18 protein-coding genes are annotated in these 22,263 nt (G+C 38.4%); 14 read left to right on the top strand and 4 right to left on the bottom strand.

Annotated features, from left to right (window positions below):
- Positions 1-1,434: 1,434 nt before the first annotated feature.
- The 7 genes from J3U68_RS04670 to xerD all read left to right on the top strand — a co-directional run bounded on the left by J3U68_RS04670 (position 1,435) and on the right by xerD (position 7,229).
- Complete coding sequence (locus tag J3U68_RS04670) at positions 1,435-2,670, top strand: aspartate kinase (protein ID WP_267375167.1); 1,236 nt, start codon at positions 1,435-1,437, stop codon at positions 2,668-2,670.
- 112 nt (positions 2,671-2,782) lie between these two features.
- Positions 2,783-3,715 (top strand): tRNA 2-thiocytidine(32) synthetase TtcA, encoded by a 933-nt coding sequence (gene ttcA, locus J3U68_RS04665; RefSeq protein WP_267375165.1) that lies wholly within the window; start codon positions 2,783-2,785, stop codon positions 3,713-3,715.
- A 4-nt stretch (positions 3,716-3,719) separates the two neighbouring features.
- The gene (locus J3U68_RS04660; protein WP_267375163.1) at positions 3,720-4,958 is read left to right on the top strand and encodes an MFS transporter; all 1,239 of its coding nucleotides are present in this window, start codon (positions 3,720-3,722) and stop codon (positions 4,956-4,958) included.
- A 65-nt stretch (positions 4,959-5,023) separates the two neighbouring features.
- Complete coding sequence (locus tag J3U68_RS04655) at positions 5,024-5,410, top strand: hypothetical protein (protein ID WP_267375161.1); 387 nt, start codon at positions 5,024-5,026, stop codon at positions 5,408-5,410.
- Positions 5,411-5,435: 25 nt separating this feature from the next.
- Positions 5,436-5,885, top strand: a complete 450-nt coding sequence (locus tag J3U68_RS04650) for a peroxiredoxin (protein ID WP_267375160.1) — start codon at positions 5,436-5,438, stop codon at positions 5,883-5,885.
- On the top strand, positions 5,878-6,336 hold the full coding sequence (locus tag J3U68_RS04645) for a methylated-DNA--[protein]-cysteine S-methyltransferase (protein WP_323811425.1): 459 nt from the start codon (positions 5,878-5,880) through the stop codon (positions 6,334-6,336). Before J3U68_RS04650 ends, J3U68_RS04645 begins: the two co-directional genes overlap by 8 nt.
- Positions 6,330-7,229: a site-specific tyrosine recombinase XerD gene (xerD, locus tag J3U68_RS04640; protein WP_267375158.1), complete on the top strand. Its 900-nt coding sequence runs from the start codon at positions 6,330-6,332 to the stop codon at positions 7,227-7,229. The genes J3U68_RS04645 and xerD overlap by 7 nt, the downstream gene beginning before the upstream one ends.
- Positions 7,230-7,321: 92 nt before the next feature.
- On the opposite strand, the gene J3U68_RS04635 is transcribed toward xerD, so the two are convergent.
- Together J3U68_RS04635 and J3U68_RS04630 are read right to left on the bottom strand one after the other, a co-directional pair.
- Complete coding sequence (locus tag J3U68_RS04635; RefSeq protein WP_267375156.1) at positions 7,322-8,563, bottom strand: hypothetical protein; 1,242 nt, start codon at positions 8,561-8,563, stop codon at positions 7,322-7,324.
- Between the two features lie 265 nt (positions 8,564-8,828).
- Positions 8,829-9,944 (bottom strand): hypothetical protein, encoded by a 1,116-nt coding sequence (locus J3U68_RS04630; RefSeq protein ID WP_267375154.1) that lies wholly within the window; start codon positions 9,942-9,944, stop codon positions 8,829-8,831.
- A gap of 659 nt (positions 9,945-10,603) precedes the next feature.
- On the opposite strand from J3U68_RS04630, the gene J3U68_RS04625 reads away from it, so the two are divergent.
- Positions 10,604-10,822 carry a hypothetical protein gene (locus J3U68_RS04625; RefSeq protein ID WP_267375152.1) on the top strand — a complete coding sequence of 73 codons (219 nt, stop codon included), beginning with the start codon at positions 10,604-10,606 and terminating at the stop codon, positions 10,820-10,822.
- 1,283 nt (positions 10,823-12,105) lie between these two features.
- Here J3U68_RS04625 and argH read toward each other — a convergent pair.
- Positions 12,106-13,488: an argininosuccinate lyase gene (argH, locus tag J3U68_RS04620; protein ID WP_267375151.1), complete on the bottom strand. Its 1,383-nt coding sequence runs from the start codon at positions 13,486-13,488 to the stop codon at positions 12,106-12,108.
- A gap of 92 nt (positions 13,489-13,580) precedes the next feature.
- On the bottom strand, positions 13,581-14,696 hold the full coding sequence (gene tgt, locus J3U68_RS04615) for a tRNA guanosine(34) transglycosylase Tgt (protein WP_267375150.1): 1,116 nt from the start codon (positions 14,694-14,696) through the stop codon (positions 13,581-13,583).
- Positions 14,697-14,931: 235 nt separating this feature from the next.
- On the opposite strand from tgt, the gene thrS reads away from it, so the two are divergent.
- The 6 genes from thrS to pheT all read left to right on the top strand — a co-directional run bounded on the left by thrS (position 14,932) and on the right by pheT (position 22,165).
- Positions 14,932-16,839, top strand: a complete 1,908-nt coding sequence (gene thrS, locus J3U68_RS04610; protein ID WP_267375148.1) for a threonine--tRNA ligase — start codon at positions 14,932-14,934, stop codon at positions 16,837-16,839.
- Between the two features lie 21 nt (positions 16,840-16,860).
- Positions 16,861-17,379, top strand: coding sequence for a translation initiation factor IF-3 (gene infC / locus J3U68_RS04605; protein ID WP_267376212.1), 519 nt, complete (start codon positions 16,861-16,863; stop codon positions 17,377-17,379).
- Positions 17,380-17,692: 313 nt separating this feature from the next.
- A complete protein-coding gene (rpmI, locus tag J3U68_RS04600) occupies positions 17,693-17,890 on the top strand; it encodes a 50S ribosomal protein L35 (RefSeq protein WP_267375147.1) in 198 nt (65 codons plus the stop codon).
- A 12-nt stretch (positions 17,891-17,902) separates the two neighbouring features.
- Positions 17,903-18,259, top strand: a complete 357-nt coding sequence (gene rplT, locus J3U68_RS04595; protein ID WP_267375146.1) for a 50S ribosomal protein L20 — start codon at positions 17,903-17,905, stop codon at positions 18,257-18,259.
- A 261-nt stretch (positions 18,260-18,520) separates the two neighbouring features.
- Positions 18,521-19,510, top strand: a complete 990-nt coding sequence (pheS, locus tag J3U68_RS04590; RefSeq protein WP_267375145.1) for a phenylalanine--tRNA ligase subunit alpha — start codon at positions 18,521-18,523, stop codon at positions 19,508-19,510.
- Between the two features lie 297 nt (positions 19,511-19,807).
- Positions 19,808-22,165 (top strand): phenylalanine--tRNA ligase subunit beta, encoded by a 2,358-nt coding sequence (gene pheT / locus J3U68_RS04585; RefSeq protein ID WP_267375144.1) that lies wholly within the window; start codon positions 19,808-19,810, stop codon positions 22,163-22,165.
- The last annotated feature ends 98 nt before the right edge of the window (positions 22,166-22,263 follow it).

Below are 22,263 nucleotides of genomic sequence, written 5' to 3'. Positions count from 1 at the left end.
TTTATATATATATTTTCATATACTAAAAAATATCTTTCAAAACAGCGAAAATTTCATAAATCATACAATTAATGTATGAAAAAATATAATCTATAAAAGAATTAATAAAATGTAACTTTATGATTTTTTTCAGGTAGTTCTACTAAACACATTAAAGCATGCTACAATTAACTGGCAACACAATCCAATTTTCTAAGCTGAAAGACACTGCAAAATTTTTGCAAAAAATATCGATGAAGCTACGATATAAATGTAATATTTAAACCAAGAAAAGAATCAGATGAAATACTATAAAATAATAACTTCTTCATTAATCATATACATTTTAGCCTGTTTTTCTACCTATTTTTCAATGCAAGAACACTCAAATCAGATTTCATCATCTTGCTTGAATTGTTCATATAACAAAGATGTTATTTCATTTTCTACTTATATTAGCCTTATCTTCATCATATTAATTTTGTTAAAAAAAGCATGGAAAAAAAACTGGAATATTTCCATTTATTTTACAGCTATATTTTTAATAGGAGTTTTTTTTAATAATTATCAAATTTTTTTAGATCGAGTTTCAGCCTGGAGTACTTATACTTTATCAGAAGAATTGTTAAGTGTATTAGCAAGCTCTTTTATTTATTTAACCATAAGTGCCACATTAGTATTCATTACATTAAAATTATCTAAATTTTAACATAAAACTTTAAATATACAATCAACCTTAAAACCAACCTCTTAGATCCCTTTATCTTCAATATCGATTTATAGAATATAATTTTCTTTTAAAATTAACCTTAGTATCCTATTTATCACTGCATCAGGAGCAAAAGCTCAATTAATTTGGCGCTAGTATTTCTTCTGAGATGATGATTGCAAAATGGCATCTTTTGCTTTTGCAAAACAAATCCGATCCAGTCTTTGTGACAGCTTTATAGGTATGAAAGCATCCAAAGAAAAAATACCCTATATCAATAAGCAAAAATAAATAGAAATCTTTGACCGCGCTCAAAAAACGTGATTATTGCAAAAACACTGTAAAGTTTAATATTACATATAAATAAATAGATCTAATCGAGCAATATGAGTGAATTAATTCTCAAAACTCGGCTATTTTACATTTAAAAAAAAGACCGATGAAGAATATAATAATAGCGAAAAAACAAAGATATAATCATCTGAAAATCCCTATCACCCAACAACAATTTATTAGATTATTGAGAAAAAAATTCTTTTTTAAGAATTATTTATTAGCATAAAGCACGCGAATTTAGACTATCCAGATCAATAGAAACAGTGCCAAAAAAAGAATCGTCTCGTAACTTGTTTTTATATTTTAAAAATGCTAAAAAGAATCTTTTAACAAAAATTCAAACAGGCCGTGGCCACGCTGCTGCCTAATCTTCCTTCACAGCAAAATTTATTTAGAAAGCATGCAGTATTATGGCGTTAATCGTACAGAAATACGGCGGGACCTCAGTAGGATCAGTTGAACGCATCAAAAATGTGGCTAAACGTGTCGCACAAGCTAAAGCCAATGGTGATGATATCGTGGTAGTTGTCTCTGCCATGAGTGGCGAAACCAACCGTCTGGTCGCCTTAGCACACGAAATTCAAGAACAACCTGATCCGCGTGAAATGGATGTTGTTTTATCAACTGGCGAACAAGTCACTATCGGCTTATTGGCGATGGCATTACAAAATATTGGTATTCCGGCCAAAAGCTATACCGGCTGGCAAGTCGCCATCAAAACAGACAATGCCCATACTAAAGCACGCATTGATGCCATTGATCAGGATAAAATTCAACAAGATTTACAAGCAGGTAAAGTGGTCATTATTGCCGGATTTCAGGGTATAGATGCGGAAAACAATATCACCACGCTGGGACGTGGTGGCTCAGATACCTCCGCCGTTGCCATGGCAGCAGCATTAAAAGCGGATGAATGCCAAATCTATACCGACGTAGACGGCGTTTACACCACTGACCCACGAGTAGTCCCTGAAGCGCGGCGACTGAATACCATTTCTTTCGAAGAAATGCTGGAATTAGCCAGCTTGGGCAGCAAAGTATTACAAATACGTTCAGTTGAATTTGCCGGAAAATACAAAGTGCGTCTTCGTGTCCTTAGCAGCCTGGAAGAAGGTGGAAATGGCACATTGATTACATTTGAAGAGGATAAAAATATGATGGAACATGCGGCAGTATCGGGTATTGCCTTCGATAAAAATCAGGCACGTATCAATGTACGTGGTGTTCCTGACACACCTGGAATGGCCTCATTGATTTTGTGTGCAGTAGCAGACGCCAACATCGAAGTTGATATGATTATTCAAAATGTCGGCTCAGAAGGTACCACCGATTTTTCTTTTACTGTTCCCCGCAGTGATTATCAGCACACATTGGATATTCTGCACGATGTACAGAAAAAAATCGGTGCGCGTGAAGTATGCGGTGATGATACCGTGTGCAAAGTATCCATAGTTGGCATGGGTATGCGATCACATGTCGGCATTGCGTCTACCATGTTTCGAGCGCTAGCCAATGAAAATATCAATATTCAAATGATTTCAACTTCAGAAATTAAAGTCTCCGTGTTAATTTTTGAAAAATATCTAGAGTTGGCAACCAGAGTTTTACATCAAGTATTTGAGTTAGACAAAGAACCCACTCATTAAATGTAAAAAAATCTCTAAACCAACTAAATATAAATAAAGGTCGACTGAAATTTTTTCAGTCGACCTTTAAATATTGTACAATTAAAAAATTTGCTCAAACAATTTCCGAATTATGTCATCTAATTCAAAACGCGAGTATGAAAATAATAAACTCGTCAAGCGACTTCGTCATCAGGTTGGTGCCGCCATTAACGACTATCAGATGATTGCTGATGGTGACAAAATCATGGTTTGTCTTTCTGGTGGGAAAGATAGTTATGCTCTTTTAGACATCCTGCTCAGATTGCAAAAATCTGCCCCGGTGGAATTTGAAATTCTGGCCGTCAACCTTGATCAGAAGCAACCCGGCTTTCCAAGTCATATTTTGCCAGATTACCTTAATCATCTTAATGTTCCCTACCTGATTATCGAAGAAGATACTTACAGCGTCGTCAAACGCGTCATAGATGAAGGAAAAACCACCTGTGGGTTATGCAGCCGTCTACGTCGAGGCATTTTATACCGCGTGGCAAAAGAAAATGGCTGTAGCAAGATTGCTTTAGGTCATCACCGTGATGACATTGTCGAAACCCTCTTTCTCAACATGTTTTACGGTGGCAAGCTAAAAGCCATGCCACCCAAACTGGTTTCCGATAACGGTGAACATATCGTCATTCGTCCTTTAGCCTACGTTAAAGAAAAAGATCTGATTCGCTATGCCGAAATTCAGGATTTTCCAATCATTCCTTGTAATTTGTGCGGATCACAACCCAATCTGCAACGACAAGTGATTAAAGAGATGTTACAACAATGGGATAAACAATTCCCTGGACGAATTGAATCCATGTTTTCAGCCTTACAAAATGTTGTCCCTTCCCATCTAGCTGATCATCAACTTTTTGATTTTATCGGTTTGCAACAAGGGCAAATGCTACAACACGGTGGTGACATCGTATTTGATCGCGATGAGGTGCTGTCCAGCTTTAACCAAAGTGGCAATTCAAATTCAGCCACCACCTCCCAACCCAACAAACGTATTATTAATATTTTAGATTCACGGCAATAAATTTATGAGCTCATCTGCAAAAAAACTGACCCCAGCCAAAGCCATGGTAGCCGCCGTTAGCGGTTATGCCATGGATGGTTTTGACTTGCTAATTCTAGGCTTCATGCTCACTGCGATCAGTGCTGATTTAAATCTTGACCCTTCTCAGGCTGGTTCTCTGGTCACCTGGACTCTTATCGGTTCAGTGATTGGTGGCATCATCTTTGGTCATCTAAGCGATCGCTTTGGTCGCGTGCGCATGCTTTCAATGACCATTCTAATGTTCGCCTTGTTTACCGGATTATGCGCCGTTGCCCAAGGTTATTATGATTTATTGATTTATCGCACACTGGCCGGCATGGGATTAGGTGGTGAATTTGGTATTGGCATGGCCATGATCGCTGAAGTCTGGCCAGCATCCAAACGAAATCGCGCCTCCGCTTACGTGGGTATAGGCTGGCAACTAGGCGTCTTAGCGGCCGCATATATTACCCCGTTTCTGCTCAACATCATTGGCTGGCGTGGTATGTTCTTAGTTGGTTTATTTCCCGCTATAGCATCATATTTCATTCGTCACGACTCCAGCGAACCCGCGCAATTTACCAAACAAAGTCATGCCCAAGCGCAATTATCTTTTACCACGCGCTTAAAGCAACTTGTTAAAGATCGACAAACTGCCAAAACCAGTCTAGGTATATTTATTCTTTGTGCTGTACAAAATTTTGGTTACTACGGTTTAATGATTTGGATGCCGAGCTATCTGGCTAAAAAACTGGGTTTCAGCCTCACCGCCTCTGGCAACTGGACTGCTGTCACCGTCATGGGCATGATCATTGGTATCTTACTTTTTGGCTATCTCGCTGATCATTTTGCTCGCTGGAAAATATTTTTAGTCTATCAATTGGGCGCTTTTTTAATGGTTGCCCAATATGCTCAACTTCAAGATCCGACTGCATTACTGATCTGTGGTGCCATCATGGGTCTTTTTGTTAACGGAATGATTGGGGGATATGGTGCCCTTATCTCTGATAACTTTCCACCACATGTCCGTGCTACCGCACAAAATGTCTTATTTAATTTAGGACGTGGTGTCGGCGGATTTGGACCACTGGTGATCGGATTTTGTGTCAAAGAGTGGTCATTTTACGCGGCTTTATGTTTACTGGCTTCAATCTATCTATTAGATATCATAGCCACATTATGGCTAATACCTAAACAAAATCACATTCCACCAGAAGATGATAATCTAGGCGTAATTGGCTAATGATCTTTTCACAACAGTGCAGACAAATTACAATCTGCACTGTTTCTTTTTATATTTAACTTACCATGATGCCTGTATTCAAAAAAATAATTCTATTTACCGATAAAGATGGTTTTGCCAGATTTAAAGAAGAAGATATTCATTTAGACCATGGCAATGAACGCAGCCAACTTTCACCATGGTTACCGGCAAGCGCATTACAACTACGTCACAGTCCAGTTGGTTTTCAAAGTGATTTTCATTGTACTGAAAAACCACAGTGGTTATTCGTATTACAAGGTATGATGGAAATCGGACTCAGAGACGGTTCAACTCGCCGATTTGGTCCTGGTGATCATTTTTATTCCGCCGACACCTTACCGGAAAATACTGCTTTTGATTCCAACATTCATGGTCATTGCAGTCGCTTAATCGGTAACACGCCCTTAATAACTGCATTTATTCAAGATTAATTGCCCATCATAGAGAAATAGAGATATGTCTGCATCCATGTTATTTACCTTACCCGATCAACAAGGTCACTTATTTGATGCTTCAAAGCATCTACCATTAATCATCTATTTTTATCCCAAAGACAGTACTCCCGGCTGTACAACAGAAGCACAAGAATTTAGCGCCCTATTACCTCAATTCCAACAATTGGGCTATTGCATAGTGGGTATATCGCGTGATAGTCAGAAAAGCCATCAAAACTTTATAATTAAATTTGGATTAAACCTGACATTACTATCAGATATTGAACAAACCGTCTGTCGACAGTTTGATGTCATTAAAGAAAAAAATATGTATGGAAAAAAAGTAATGGGTATTGAACGCAGCACCTTCATACTTAATGAGCAAGGTCAAATCATGCATGAATGGCGTAAAGTCAAAGCAGCAGGTCATGCTCAACAAGTTCTGGAAGCATTGAGCCATACCAATGCATAATTTTATTTATCATGCACCTTGTTGCGCTTTAATTTTGCAAATTGATGCTCAGCAAAAATTACATAAAATTAACTGGCAGCAGCATCAGAATGTTAATTTGCCCTTATTAACCGGAATGTGGGCGGATAAGCTTGATGCCTATTTTGCTGGCGAACTGCAGAATTTCGCGTACCCTCCGTCTACATCAGGCACCCCTTTTCAGCAAAAAGTCTGGCAGGTTATAGCTGCAATACCCTACGGACAAGTGATCAGTTATGGCGATATCGCGCGCTTAATCGGCAGTTCACCCCGTGCAGTGGGTCAAGCTTGTGGTAGAAATCCTTTGCCAATTATCATCCCCTGTCATCGGGTTGTTTCTGCTTGCGGATTAGGAGGATTTAGTCTGAGTAATCAGGATTTTGAATTAAACATCAAGCGCTGGTTGTTAACCCATGAAGGGGCGACATGGTGATTGAACAACTTGCCACATCTCTTCTTGAGCCCATAGAATCCCTACTGGAGCATTTATGGTTAAGCGAACAGCTAGCCCATAATACTCTAGAAAGTTACCGCCGCGATTTAACCAAAATTGCCTACCGCCTACAGCTTAAACATTTAGACTGGTACAGCGTTGACGCCATTTCCTTGGCCGATTCCATCTTTGTTGAAAAAGAAAAACCCAGCTCACAAGCACGTGCTTTGTCAGCCTGTAAACGTCTGTTCCAATGGTTACAAGAATATAATAGACGACCAGACCTCCCTACCGAACAACTGCAAATGCCCAAAAAAGGGCGGCATTTACCAGATATCATTTCTGAAACGCAAATTAATACCCTATTGGCTGCTCCAGATATCCATTCTCCACATGGATTACGCGACAAAGCTTTGTTAGAGGTAATTTATGCCACTGGTTTACGTGTTAGTGAAGCCGTCAACCTGCATCTAAACGAAATAGATTTACAAAACGGCTTACTGAGCACCATTGGCAAAGGAAACAAACAACGCATGGTACCACTGGGAGAGGAAGCCGTAGATTGGCTGCAGCAATATTTCCTACAGGCTAGACCGATTTTGCTTAAGGGGCGTGCTTGCGATGCGGTTTTTGTTAGTCAGAAAAAAACAGCCATGACTCGACAACTGGCATGGATGATCGTGAGTAAATATGCCAGCGAAGCTGGCATACGCCATTTGAGTCCACATGGGTTAAGACACGCTTTTGCCACCCATCTGGTCAACCATGGCGCAGACTTACGTGTCGTACAATTACTACTTGGACATGCAGATATCGGTACCACTCAAATATATACCCATGTTGCCAACGAACGATTAAAGCAAATTGTTCATCAGCACCATCCTCGTGGATAAAACTTGATAAAAAAGCCAGTAATGTTACTGGCTTAATACTAGACATTTACTAATGCCCTGAAAAATAATAATCTAAAAAATAATTATTTATATTATCGATAAAAATAATAATCTAAAAAATAATCCTTTATATTATCGATATACTGAGTATTTAACGGTGTCGACTTAATTATAAAATTCGGCTGTGAGGTATAGTCAAAATGTAACCATACATTATTGACGAAGATATGATTTTTTATATATTTACTTTCAATTTTCCTAAATTCCTTTATGCCAATTATTCTACCTTTAGTATCCAAATAAAAATCTTTATTCTGCGCTAAGGTGTTAAATGGTTTATTTTCTACATTTGCCTCTTCATCTTCTACATCATCTTCAAAAAGTACACTTATTTTGTTTAAACCATCAGATTTTTTAGAATTGGATTCATCGGAAGAATCGTTGTCATTAGCATCAGCTAGCTTCAGCTGCTCCTTGATACTGTTGAGCATAACTTTAAGGAATAATTTATTTTTCTGAGAATCCGAATTGACTCTGATACGATATCGTGCACCGATTTTACGTCCGCTCTCATCCATATCCATTAAGATAAAGTCTTCTTTAGCATAACTAGCTAAAGCATCATCAATAATTTTCGGCAAAGCACGCGCTAACAGTTTTCCAGAAGATGTATCATCATCTATACCTGAAAAATCCCAACCTATATAGGGCTTTTCAGAAATTTTATCTAGTTCCTTATATTTATAGTAAACATTCAGAAATGGTCTGTATGGACCAGCATCTACGATAAATTGTTTTTTCTTCAGATCAAGTTGAAGAGGAAATTTAGTAGATGAATACATATTTCGAGCTTGTCGACGCAATTCAGGAACGATTTCAATTTTTCTATTTGGTAGATCAACAGCCCCTGTGAAGTATATAGATGATTGATCCAAATAAACTTTAATAGTATCTATAAATTTATCTTCTCTGGATAGTTCAGTAAATACATTATCATTATCATCATAATTTTCAGTAGGCTGATTTTTTTGAGAGCTGTGTTTACTCACTTTTTTCTCATTTTTTGATTTCAATTCAGTAGAGGATAATGATTCCAAATTTTTGCTATCAGATTTTATCGAATATTCTTCAATTTTTTCTACTTCACTTTCTTCGGCATCCATTTTATTTTCAATATGCACATTTAGCTGACCACTTAAATTAAATTGGTTATCACGCAAAATATTACGTTGAACAGCCTGCCTGACCATTTCATCAGGTGATTGATTGCTTACAGAGGTGCACCCAACTAGGCAAAATGCGATTATCATCCAGACCATTTTAAAAATTTTCAAAATATTCCCTTTCATTAATCTAAAAACTCTCTAATTTTTATGGATTCTTCAATTTCCTCAACTACCCTCAATTACATCTTAATTTCTCATTTACTTAAAAATTCATTATTATTCGCGATTCTAACCGAAAAAAGACATTCTTTAATAATAGCATCAATTAAGGATAACTTCATAAAGATGAGAGGTGGAATCGGGTTACTTAAACATCAACAAAAAAAACCAACACATCAAAGTGTTGGTTTAGAAAAAATAGGGTCTTTATCAATTAGAATACGCCTACTAATTGAGAAGTAATATTCAAAGTATTTTGATCAGTTGGAGTCATGGTAAATTTAGGTGCGGAATAATCAATCTGACTTTCTGCTATAACATAAACATTTCGCTCAAAATCTTTAGATGCAGTATAAATCCGTATCTTATTACGCACTGCAATGATGCGACCCTTGTCATCTAAATAATAGTCATAAATGATAGGCATTTTTTCCATATATTGACTTAGCTTACCATCATTATTTAATTGATTTTTATAAACCATATTTAACTTATCAACATATTGTTTTAATACCTCATAATCTTGCTGCTGATACTGCCCGTTTTTGGAAGCTGCTTCTTGACCTTGCTGTTGTAAAGATTTACTCAGACTATCTAAAGCAACAATCGTCATTTTATTAGTTAACTTAGCGTTAGTGGTCAATTTCACTTGATATTTAGCGTTGATTTTTTTTCCAAAATCATCCACATTAACACTACTAAAAGATTTTGCATCTAATGAAGCATAGCTGTCATCCGTAGCTTTAGATAAATCTTTAAATAAATCACTTAAAGGCAGGCGCTTAATATCATCTTCTGGTACCGCTACTTTAACATAGCGTTCACCAACATATTTTGATGGCATCGCTTCCTTCGCAAAAGTATCTGAAAAATTAGTTAATGCTGCAGAATCAATATACACAGCCAACTTACTTAAATCCACCTGAATAGGAAATTTTAAAGACAATAAAATATTTTTTGCTTCATAATGATATTCAGGAATAACTTCAATTTTGTACTGTGAAAGATCGACCGCACCTGTATATTTAACTTTAAATGATTTACTAATCAAATCTAAAAGATTTTGATACTGTTTCATTGGAACAAGACTAGGGGAAAGATCTTCGCTAGCACTGGAAGCTTGAGCCTGGCTATCTTTATTTTCAGTTGGTACCTCAGTTTGCAACTTAGCCTCACCACTGAAATTGAATTTAGTATCCTGAGTCGATAGCTTATGCAATCCTTCCCTTACCAACTTATCCGGTTCTTGTTGAACTACCGCTTTATTACAAGCAGTTATCAAGCCTGCAATGGCCAAAACCATCATCACTTTACCAAATCTAAAACGCATATAACCCCCACTTTTAAATATCTATTTGATACAAATTACACAAAGTTGCATAAAACCAGTTATTGTAAATTAAATAAATCATAATACCAAGCAACAGTGCAAAACAATTCGCGGCTTAATCCTTATCTAATTAACTTCCTTATGCATTTCGGCCTCATTTTATTTAAGATCAATTATCTTAGGCTAACCATTGGTTTGAAAGCACTGTGGTCATCGATACCCAATTTCTAAACACAAATACATATAACATAACCTTTTAATATCTAGGCGATTAACGACTTTTTTCACAAGACTTTTATCTTGTTCCATCACTGGCACTGATTAACTAAACTTTATCCCATTTAAAAATTGGTTTAGTCAGAGAGTGTTATCAATTGAGGAAGAGTTTTTGTTTGTTTGGCTACTTTTCTAAAGGTGTTTTATTGCAACAAGTTAATGTTAATATTGACTTGAAAGTGACCAATAATAATTTTTTCCTAATCTGGCATTCCATATCAATTTGTTTTATATTCTTGTTCAAATATGATTGGAAATCCATCTAATCATGCTCTAGCAGAAGCTAAGTCAAAAGGCGAAAAACCAATAACTAAAATAAACGTTTTTCATCAGATAACACTTATCAATATAAAAGTAAGATATTCATATACCACAAAAAAGATATGAAATTAAAAGACATTGTAACGCAAGAATTTGGATTAATAATAGGTAGAGATGCTATTGAGGTAAAAAAAATTGAAACTATAAATCCTAGAAAAATAGAAGCGGTACTGTCTATTTCTAAAGATTTATGTAGTATAAAACCAAATGTAGTTAGTGATTACTTTTTGGCAAAATTTCAATTTGATGGCATTATCATGTTTAATTTGAGATTAGATTAAATAAGAGGAGCCTTATCAGATAAAGCATTTGAAGTGTATGCACATTCTGATTCTGAATCTGCTATTGTAGAAATAGAAAATTCTCAGATAGTTGAGAAAAATAATGGTTTAAATGGATTTAATCACCTAAAACATTTATTAATAAATGCTTATGATTATGATATATAAGTAGTATGTTCCAGTTTTGATATACAAATGGTAAATCATTTATGAGCTTAGGTGTTTCAATATAACTAATTGAAAATGAGAGACAAAACGAAAAACCAACTTTAAAAGTTGGCATTTTTGTTTTATGCATACAGTTTATCTAACAATTTGAGTTTATATCTTTAATAAGAGAGCGTAGGCGTAGCAGGATGTTGTATAGATCCTTCTCTTTAAAAGCCTACTTTATCTTTAAAAAAACCATAAAAATATTGTATTACCATTAGATAAAATATATTTATCAGATCCTTGATGTTTTTTTTCATAAACATCAAAATCAAATTCTTCTACCAATTTGGTGTCTGTTAATGCGGTTACCAATTGGTTAAAGTCGTTTTATTTTGTCCATGCCCCTGACAAAAGGTACACATACCTAGAGCAAACAGAAATAATATTTTATTCATTTCTAGCTTTTTTGAATTTTAGGGTTAAGCATTTTCCATTACCATCAACCTATCACTCTGTCTTGCAATACATAGCGTAACTGCAATCTAACAGATTGTTTTATAGGCTATTTCAATATAGCGTGCATAGGGACATTTACCATAAGAAGTATGGGGTAGATTCATAGATAATGCGATTAAATATAAGTCCTTATTATGCGTATTACTTTGTTTATTGGAAAAAGCAAAATACTTAAGTGCAATAATCTTTTCTAAATGAATATCCGATAAAAATAAAATGGTTTCTATGATGGTGACCCGAATAAATTATTTCGGTATCACGATAGTACATTGGCTCAAAAATTAGACCACACTAGTCAGTTTGATAATAATGCACTAAATTTATTATTGGAATAATGTCGACAATTTAGATTTTACACCTAGTTATATGATGGATGTATTTTCGGAAGCAGGATACGAGATGGAATAATATCGATATAATTCAAACAATTTATTCTAATCTTAATATTTCGCTATTTGATCAACCAATAAAAACAGGAATAACTTGGATGAAGCTATTCCTGTTTTAAGTGATCACCAGATTACCTTATTACAGATTGGTCAACCATATATATTTCAAAGTGTTTTGCCGCAAAGAAAGCACTCGTTTCAGTATCATTCAAGCAAACCTGAAATTTAGATTTGCTGCAATATATTACGCCAACGCTCTACCTGTGCCCGTACTTGTTCTGGCGCAGTTCCACCAATATGATTACGCGCATTAAGACTGCCTTCAGGAGTTAACACATGATATACATCTTCTGTAATCAATTTAGAAAAAGATTGCAAAACATCCAATGGTAAGTCAGACAAATCTTGACCTTGCTCTTCAGCCATACGTACCGCTTTAGCCACAACTTCATGACTGTCACGAAATGGCAAACCTTTTTTAACCAGATAATCCGCTAAATCGGTTGCGGTAGCAAACCCCTGCATGACTGCTGCACGCATATTTTCGGGTTTCACCGTCACACCACGCATCATATCAGCATAAATACGTAAGGTATCGATTACCGTTTTCACCGTATCAAATAATGGCTCCTTGTCTTCTTGATTATCCTTGTTATAAGCCAAAGGCTGCGATTTCATTAGAGTAATCAACCCCATAAGATGCCCAACGATCCGTCCAGTTTTACCCCGCACTAATTCTGGCACATCGGGATTTTTTTTCTGAGGCATGATGCTTGAGCCGGTACAGAAACGGTCAGCAATATCAATAAAGGCAAAACGCGGACTTATCCAGTAGATCAATTCTTCACTTAAGCGCGATAAATGCATCATTAAAATAGAAGAGGCTGCCGTAAACTCAATGGCAAAATCACGATCTGATACCGCATCCAGAGAATTTTGACAAATTGATTCAAAACCCAACAACTTAGCCGTAACTTCTCGCTTAATCGGAAATGTCGTCCCAGCAAGAGCTGCAGCTCCTAAAGGCATGCGGTTGACACGATGTCGACAATCCTGCATGCGCTCACTATCTCTTCCCAACATTTCTACATATGCCAACATATGATGACCAAAACTAATGGGTTGAGCTACCTGCATATGAGTAAACCCCGGCATCACCACATCAGCATGTTCATCAGCCAAATTAAGCAATGCAGTCTGTAAATCTTTAATAAGATCAACTATAAAATCAATAGCATCTCGTAGCCACAGCCTAATATCCGTAGCAACCTGATCATTACGACTACGTCCGGTATGCAATCGCTTACCCGCATCACCTATCTTCAGCGTCAGTAAATGCTCGACATTCATGTGCACATCTTCAAGATCAACCGACCAATTTATCTTGTTTTCAGCAATCTCCTGCAAAATTTCGTTCATGCCTGCTTGAATAGCGGATAAATCTTCTGAGCTAAGAATACCCACTTGTTGCAACATCTGCGCGTGAGCCAGAGAACCTTGAATATCATATTTTGCCAGAGACTTATCAAAATCTATCGAAGCCGTATATTGTTTTACCAGCTCACTCACCGGTTCATTAAATCGTCCAGACCATTTTTTTTCACTCATTCCCCAACTCCACAAAAAATCACATTTTTAGCGTTCCATCAGATCAACACCTTAAACTTAACCATGGAACATCCCTAAACAACAGAATAAATTTACAGCACTCCTCTAGCCCGATCTGTATGGAATCGAGACTGGAATTCATTGAAGGCTTTAGCTTCAATAGCCAGACGCATCTCAGCCGTTAATATCTGATAATAGCGCAAATTATGAATAGTATTCAGCTGCGCCCCCAAGATTTCGCCTACGCGCTGCAAATGATGCAAGTAAGCGCGGCTGAAATGACGACAGGTATAACAATCGCAACTCTCATCTAAAGGTCGCTGATCATGCCGATATTTAGCATTTCGAATCTTGATGTCTCCATAGCGGGTAAACAACCACCCATTACGAGCATTCCGCGTTGGCATGACACAATCAAACATATCCACACCACAAGATACGCCGTAAACCAGATCTTCCGGTGTACCTACGCCCATAAGATAATGCGGCTTAGATTGCGGTAATTTGGGTCCTATAGCGCTTAAAATACGGTACATTTCCGGCTTAGGTTCGCCAACTGAAAGACCACCAATAGATAAACCTGGAAAGCCTATCTCTTCTAAACCAGCTAACGATTCTTCGCGCAACTCTTCAAACATCCCCCCTTGAACAATACCAAATAACGCATTCGGATTATTGAGTCGTTCGAATTCATTTTTACTTCGCTGCGCCCAACGCAAGCTCATCCGCAAAGATTTTTGTGCTTCTGCAAAATCAACATTACCATCAGGGCATTCATCCAATTGCATCACAATATCAGAATTTAACACCGTTTGAATCTGCATGGATATTTCTGGCGAAAGAAATAACTTATTCCCATTAATAGGACTTCTGAACGTGCACCCCTCTTCAGTTAACTTACGCATTTGCGCAAGTGAAAAAACCTGAAAGCCTCCAGAGTCTGTCAAAATAGGCTTGTCCCAACCAATAAAATCATGAAGACCACCGAAATCTTTAATCACTTCTAATCCGGGGCGAAGCCACAAATGAAATGTATTGCCCAAAATAATTTGAGCTTTAATTTCATCCAAATTTTGTGGTGACATGGCTTTTACCGAACCATAGGTGCCAACAGGCATAAACACCGGCGTTTCCACCTTACCATGATTCAATTCCAGCGTACCACGTCTCGCATCACCATCAGTGCAGTGTAAAGTAAAATTAAGCATATAACCAACTCAAGCTATTACCTATATCAGATTGTCGTATTATAGCCGAAACCTACAAAATCCGCCCTATAAGCATTGCCAAGCAAAATTCAAATCGTTAAAATAAATCCTTTAATAAGTGATTGCCCGTCATTTGCTTATTACCAAGAACTTAACTTTTTCATTATTAAAATAAAAGCAGTTACCCGATTTTCTCTTTAATCAAAGCGAGCGGTCTGTTATTTGTGGAGTATCCATGTTAAATATTACCCTGCCCGACGGTTCTATCCGCCAATATGAAGCGCCTCTAAGCATTGCCGATATTGCCGCTTCCATAGGTGCAGGCTTAGCCAAAGCGGCCATCGCTGGGAAAATTAACGGCAAACTGGTTGATACCTGTGATCTTGTCAGCGAAGATGCTAACGTCAGCATCATCACCGCTAAAGATAAAGAAGGCGTCGAAATTATTCGTCACTCATGTGCTCACCTGGTAGGACATGCAGTTAAACAACTTTATCCTCAGGCCAAAATGGTAATCGGTCCAGTGATTGAAGATGGCTTCTACTATGACATCTCTTTTGAACGTCCTTTTACTCCTGAAGACATTGCTGCAATCGAAACACGCATGAAAGAACTGATTGCACAAAATTACGATGTAATTAAAAAAACCACACCTCGCAATGAAGTCATTGATATATTCAAACAACGTCAGGAAGACTATAAATTACGTCTGATTGATGATATGCCTGACGAAAAAGCAATGGGTTTATATTATCATCAGGAATACGTAGATATGTGCCGTGGTCCACATGTCCCCAATACGCGTTTCTTGAAAAATTTTAAATTAACCAAACTTTCTGGTGCGTACTGGCGCGGTGATGCCAAAAATGAACAGCTGCAACGTATTTACGGTACAGCTTGGGCGACTAAAGAAGATTTAAACGCTTATATACAGCGCATTGAAGAAGCTGAAAAACGTGATCATCGCAAACTAGCCAAACAAATGGATTTATTTCATTTACAGGATGAAGCACCAGGTATGGTATTTTGGCATCCTAAAGGCTGGTCTTTATGGCAAGTTATCGAACAGCATCTACGCCACGAATTAGCCGCAGCCGGATATCAGGAAATTAAAACACCCATGATCATGGATCGTAGCTTATGGGAAAAATCCGGTCACTGGGACAACTACAAAGAAAACATGTTTATCACCGAATCTGAAAAACGTGTTTATGCAGTTAAACCCATGAACTGCCCTGGTCACATACAGATTTTTAATCAAGGTTTACGCTCTTATCGCGATTTACCCCTGCGCTTAGCAGAATTTGGCTCATGCCATCGTAACGAACCTTCAGGTGCATTGCACGGACTGATGCGAGTTCGTGGATTTACACAGGATGATGCCCATATATTTTGTACAGAAGATCAAATTGTTAGTGAGGCTAAGGCTTTTAACGAGCTTGTAATGCGCATTTACAAACAATTTGAATTTAATGATGTTTCCATCAAATTATCCTTACGTCCAGAAAAACGCGCTGGCGCAGACGCCATCTGGGATAAAGCCGAACAAGGTTTACGTGAAGCATTAACAGCGTGTAATGTCGAATGGGAAGAATTACCTGGCGAAGGTGCTTTCTACGGCCCTAAAGTCGAGTATCATATTAAAGATGCACTTGGTCGTTCATGGCAATGTGGCACCATTCAACTAGATTTTGTTCTGCCTGAACGATTGGGCGCAGAGTATGTTACCGAAGAAAACGAACGTGCCCGACCCGTTATGTTACATCGTGCAATCTTGGGTTCGCTTGAACGCTTTATCGGTATCTTGATCGAACATCATGCTGGTGCCTTCCCTTTATGGCTTGCACCAATCCAAATGGTGATTATGAATATCACCGAGGCACAAACAGAATATTGTCAAAAGCTTGCTGACCGTTTAACCTCAGAAGGCTTCCGTGTACAATTAGACTTGCGTAATGAAAAAATTGGATACAAAATTCGAGATAACAGTACGCAACGCCTACCCTACCAATTGGTTATAGGCGAAAAAGAGAAACTGGACAACAAGGTTGCCGTACGCAAACGTGGCGGTGAAGATTTGGGTCAGCTAGATATCGATGACTTCATCGCCATGCTGAAACAAGAAGCCTTGTCTCTTCATTAACTTAAATTAAGGAGTACGACCATCGCTCAAGAACGCGAAGCACGCATCAACGGTGAAATCACCATTAAAGAAGTGCGTTTGATTGGTCCCACTGGCGAACAGTTGGGTGTAGTATCTACTCAGCAAGCAATGAAGCTGGCTGAAGAACACGATGTGGATCTGGTAGAAATTGCCCCTACTGCCAAACCACCTGTTTGTAAACTGATGGATTTTGGTAAATATAAATACGAACAATCCAAAAAGCGTGACGAACAGCGTAAAAAGCAGAAACAGGTACAAGTTAAGGAAATCAAATTCCGACCGGGTACCGACCAAGGCGATTACCTGATTAAAATGCGCAACATTACTCGCTTTCTCACCGACGGTGACAAAGTTAAAGTGACCTTAAGGTTCCGCGGACGAGAAATGGCGCATCAGCATCTCGGTGCTGAACTGCTTAAACGGATTCAGGCCGATCTAATCGAAATAGGAACCGTTGAGCAATTTCCAAAATTGGAAGGTCGCCAAATGGTGATGATTATCGCCCCGAAAAAGAAATAAAAGCAGTATGGCTTTTTAGCCCATTCAAGCCTTATTTTGCATCTCAGAATAAGGCTTTAATTACTTTTATCTATTACACACGTTTGATCACCAATATGATTTAAAGTTCCTATGGCAAATTCTTCTTTTACCATATAAAAGATTAGCAATTGACAAAGTATATTGCCAACAAAATCAGGGTGGATTATAATACGCGTTTTCGTGCCTCAGCCGCATGCATGAAAGTTACTTTAGCGGCAAAAACCGTGGTGTGTGGGTTTAAGTGCTGGTCACAGTCACCCCTCGCCTGATCAAATAACAACGGAGTTTTCCCATGCCGAAAATGAAAACCAAATCAAGCGCGAAAAAACGCTTTAAAGTTTTGGGTAACGGTGGTGTAAAACGCGCTCATGCGTTCAAGCGTCACATCTTGACCAAAAAAACCACCAAAAACAAACGCCAGCTGCGTGGCACCTCAATGGTGAATGAACGCGATATGGCTTCCATCCACAAAATGTTACCCTACGCTTAAGGAGTTTAGATTATGCCTCGCGTAAAACGTGGTGTTACCGCTCGTGCTCGTCATAAAAAAGTTTTAGCGTTAGCCAAAGGCTATCGCGGTCGTCGTAAAAACGTCTATCGTATCGCCAAACAGGCGGTAATGAAAGCCGGTCAATATGCCTATCGTGACCGTCGCCAACGCAAACGTCAATTCCGTCAATTATGGATTGTTCGTATTAATGCTGCCGCTCGTCAACATGGTTTGTCTTATAGCAAATTCATGAATGGCTTGAAAAAAGCAGCCATCGTTATTGACCGTAAAGTTTTGGCTGATCTGGCTGTATTCGATCAAGCCGCTTTCGCTCAATTAGCAGCACAAGCAAAAGCAGCTTTAGCCTAAGTGCAGATGTTTAAAAAAAAGGAAACTTCGGTTTCCTTTTTTTATTTATTTTCACCTAAAATCTGCAAACAGCAATCAATATCTGCCATTTAGCATTGTTGACTAGTTAATTTTCACGTTAAAATAACACCCTAGTAACAATATCGGTATAGCTTATTACAGCCTAGCGTTTTCACTTCGTGATCAATACTGATCTATGAAAGCGAAACAAATCACTCGTAATATCCTATTGTTTGAATTTTTTTCTAAAGAATTTAAGTTATGGAAAATGCCAATCGCATCGTTGCCGACGGCATCGCTGCCATTAATTCAACTGTCGATCTTCCTAGCCTGGAATTAGTTAAGGCTCGCTATTTAGGGAAAACCGGTGAATTAAATGCTTTATTAAAAACACTGGGTAAAATGTCCCCAGAAGAACGCAAAACTATCGGCGCGCACATCAACGATTGCAAAAATCAGTTTCAAACAGCGTATAACAACAAACGGGATGCATTGAATGAGGCAAAATTGGAACAGCAACTCGCTGCAGAAGCCTTGGATGTCACCCTTCCTGGTCGTGGACAAAGTACTGGAGGATTACATCCCGTAACATTGACCCTACAGCGCATCGTTGAACTATTTCATAGCATGGGTTTTACAGTTGCTGATGGTCCTGAAATAGAAGACGACTTCCACAACTTTCAGGCCTTGAATATACCTCCAAATCATCCGGCACGAGCCATGCAGGATACATTTTATGTTGAAAATGGTGACGTTCTGCGAACCCATACTTCACCTATTCAAATCCGTTATATGTTGGATAAAAAAGAACCGCCTATTCGGATTATTGCCCCTGGACGGGTTTATCGAGTAGATTCAGATGCAACTCATTCACCCATGTTCCATCAAGCTGAGGGTCTGTGGCTCGAAGAAGGCGTCACCATGGCAGATCTAAAAGCCGTATTTACCGATTTTATTCGACGATTTTTTGAACGTGAAGATTTACAAGTCCGTTTCCGACCATCATTCTTTCCATTTACCGAACCATCGGCTGAAATCGACATCATGGGTGAAAATGGCTGGTTAGAGGTAGGTGGTTGTGGCATGATTCATCCAAACGTCTTAAAAAACGTCAACATAGACCCAGAAAAATATACAGGTTTTGCTTTTGGTATAGGGCTGGATCGTTTTGCCATGCTGCGCTACGGAGTCAATGATTTACGGTTATTTTTTGATAATGATCTGAATTTCTTAAATCAGTTTAAAGACTAATATTACCGACCATCTCATTACCGAGTACAATGAAAAATTAGTCAAATTTCAATAATTAGCCTAATTTTTTATACCAATTAGTATTGCTAAACTGATAAGAATGACAATCTTATCGTGCCTAATTATTGATTATGCTTTATTAAGTATCGAGACAAACCAGTCATAGAGATACAGCAGAAAAAAAGGTCATCTTAAACCTTTTTTTCAGCATAACAACTAAACACATGATATGCAGCAACGGTTTGCCAAACCTCACTTAAGCGCATAAATTGAAACAGAATTCATATTGGAAGCATTATGCAATTTTCTCAACATTGGTTACATACATGGGTTAATCCACAGCTCACATCTGCGCAACTAGCCCATACTTTAACTATGGCCGGATTGGAAGTTGAAGAAACCAAACTGGCAGCCCCTTCCTTTACAGGTGTAGTCATAGCAGAAGTAAAATCTGTCAGTAAACATCCCGACGCAGATCGTCTAAATATTACCCAGGTAGATGCAGGTACTGGTGAATTAATCCAGATTGTTTGCGGTGCACCAAATGTCCAAGCCGGCATCAAAGTTCCTTGTGCTTTATCTGGAGCCATATTACCGGGTAATTTCAAAATCAAACCTACCAAAATGCGCGGTCAGACATCCAACGGCATGCTCTGCTCAGCAAAAGAACTAGGTCTAATCGATGAAGTTAATGGTTTACTCATCTTGCCCAATAATGCTCCAATAGGTCAAAATATACGCGAGTTCCTTGATTTGGATGATTCACTGTTGACGCTCAAAATCACCCCAAACCGTGCTGATTGTCTGAGTATCAAAGGTCTTGCCCGCGAAGTTGGTGCCCTAACCCAAACCAAGCTAAACGCCTTAGATATACCCTCAGTTCCTGCTGATACAAATACCGTAAAACCTGTTCAATTGCAGGCGCCTGAAGATTGTGGTCGGTTTTTAACCAGAGTAATAGAAAACATCAACCCCAAGGCTGTCACACCGGCTTGGTTGAAACAGCGGCTCGAGCGTAGCGGATTACGGAGTATTAACCCACTCGTAGATATTGGCAATTATGTCATGCTTGAAATTGGTCAGCCTCTGCATATATTTGATGCTGACAAAATTTCTGGAGACCTCATTGTCAGAAGAGCAAAAGATGGAGAAAATCTGGTTTGTCTTAATGATAAAACCGTAAGCTTGTCCAGCAACACATTAGTGGTAGCAGATGACAAAAAAGTGTTAAGCATCGCTGGTTTAATGGGTGGCTCTAACAGCGCCGTAGATGACAATACCCATAATGTCATCATTGAAAGCGCTTGGTTTACTCCAGAAATTATTGCCGGTAAATCACGCCAATATGGTTTTGGTTCAGATTCATCATTCCGTTTTGAGCGTGGTGTAGACTTTAATCTGCAACATCAAGCGATCGAAAGAGCAACCGCTCTTATCAAAGAAATCTGTCATGGCAATGTTGGTGAAATAAATGAAGTTACAGGTAACTTGCCTGCCATGAAACAAGTTAAAGTTCGCTCTGCGAGAGTTGAAAAAATTTTGGGTGTATCCATTCCAGACAACCAAATTTACACCATCTTGCAACATCTGGGCTTAAATCCACAAACTTGCGCTGATGGATTCATTACTACCGCACCTAGCTTTCGTTTCGATATTCAGATAGAGGCTGATCTGATTGAAGAAATCGGACGAGTTTACGGCTATGAAAATATTCCTGACGATCAAACCCATGGAAAATTATCCATGGTTGCCCTACCTGAATCCAGAAAGCCATTGTTCAGTATTTACCATCAACTCGCCAACCATGATTATCAGGAAGTGGTTAGCTATGCCTTCGTAGAAGAAGCATGGGAACATGACCTAGCCGGTAACCAACAGCCAATCCGCCTTAAAAATCCGATAGCCAGCCAATTAAGTGTGATGCGTTCTACCCTTTTTGGTGGATTGATTGAAATCCTACGTAACAACCTTAATCGTAAACAAAATCGGGTTAGGTTATTTGAAGTTGCTCGTGTTTTCCAGCAAAAAAATGGGCAATATATACAGACCAACAAAATTGGCGGTCTTGCCTACGGTTCGGCAGTACCGGAACAATGGGCACAAAAATTGCGCAACGTCGATTTTTATGATGTCAAAAATGACGTTGTTGCACTCTTAGGTGCCAGTCAACTCACGTTCCGTGCTGCACAGCATCCGGCTTTGCACCCTGGTAGAACCGCTGAAATTGTTCACAATGAAAATATAATTGGCGTATTGGGAGAATTGCACCCACGCTGGATGCAAAAATATGATTTACCACAATCGCCAATACTATTTGAACTTGATCTATCTGCTGCATTAAGCAAAAACAAAATTTCCTACCAACCAGTTTCCAAGTTCCAGCCTATACGCCGCGATCTGGCATTTATCGTTTCAGAGCAGACTTCTGCTCAGCAACTTCTGGATACATTGAGAAACGTCAAGCATCCAGACATCAAGGAAATAGCATTGTTTGATGTTTATCGTGGAGCAGGTGTCGACGAAGGGAAAAAAAGCCTAGCTGTCAGAATTACTTTACAAAGTATCGAACAGACACTTAAAGATGAAGAGGTTGAAGAAATCATTACTAAACTAATTGAAAACGCTGGAAAAATAGGCGCACAATTGCGAAGTTAGCCAACCAATCACAAAATATATACCTATCTGTATTATTAAAAACTTGAACATACAAATCAAATTAGAGATAATACCGTGTTTTTTAATGAAAGAAGTTT

Source organism: Snodgrassella sp. B3882 (assembly GCF_026535915.1).
Classification (GTDB): Bacteria; Pseudomonadota; Gammaproteobacteria; order Burkholderiales; family Neisseriaceae; genus Snodgrassella.
The sequence above is the reverse complement of the archived record's forward strand: the minus strand, read 5'-3'. Positions and strand labels throughout refer to the sequence as shown.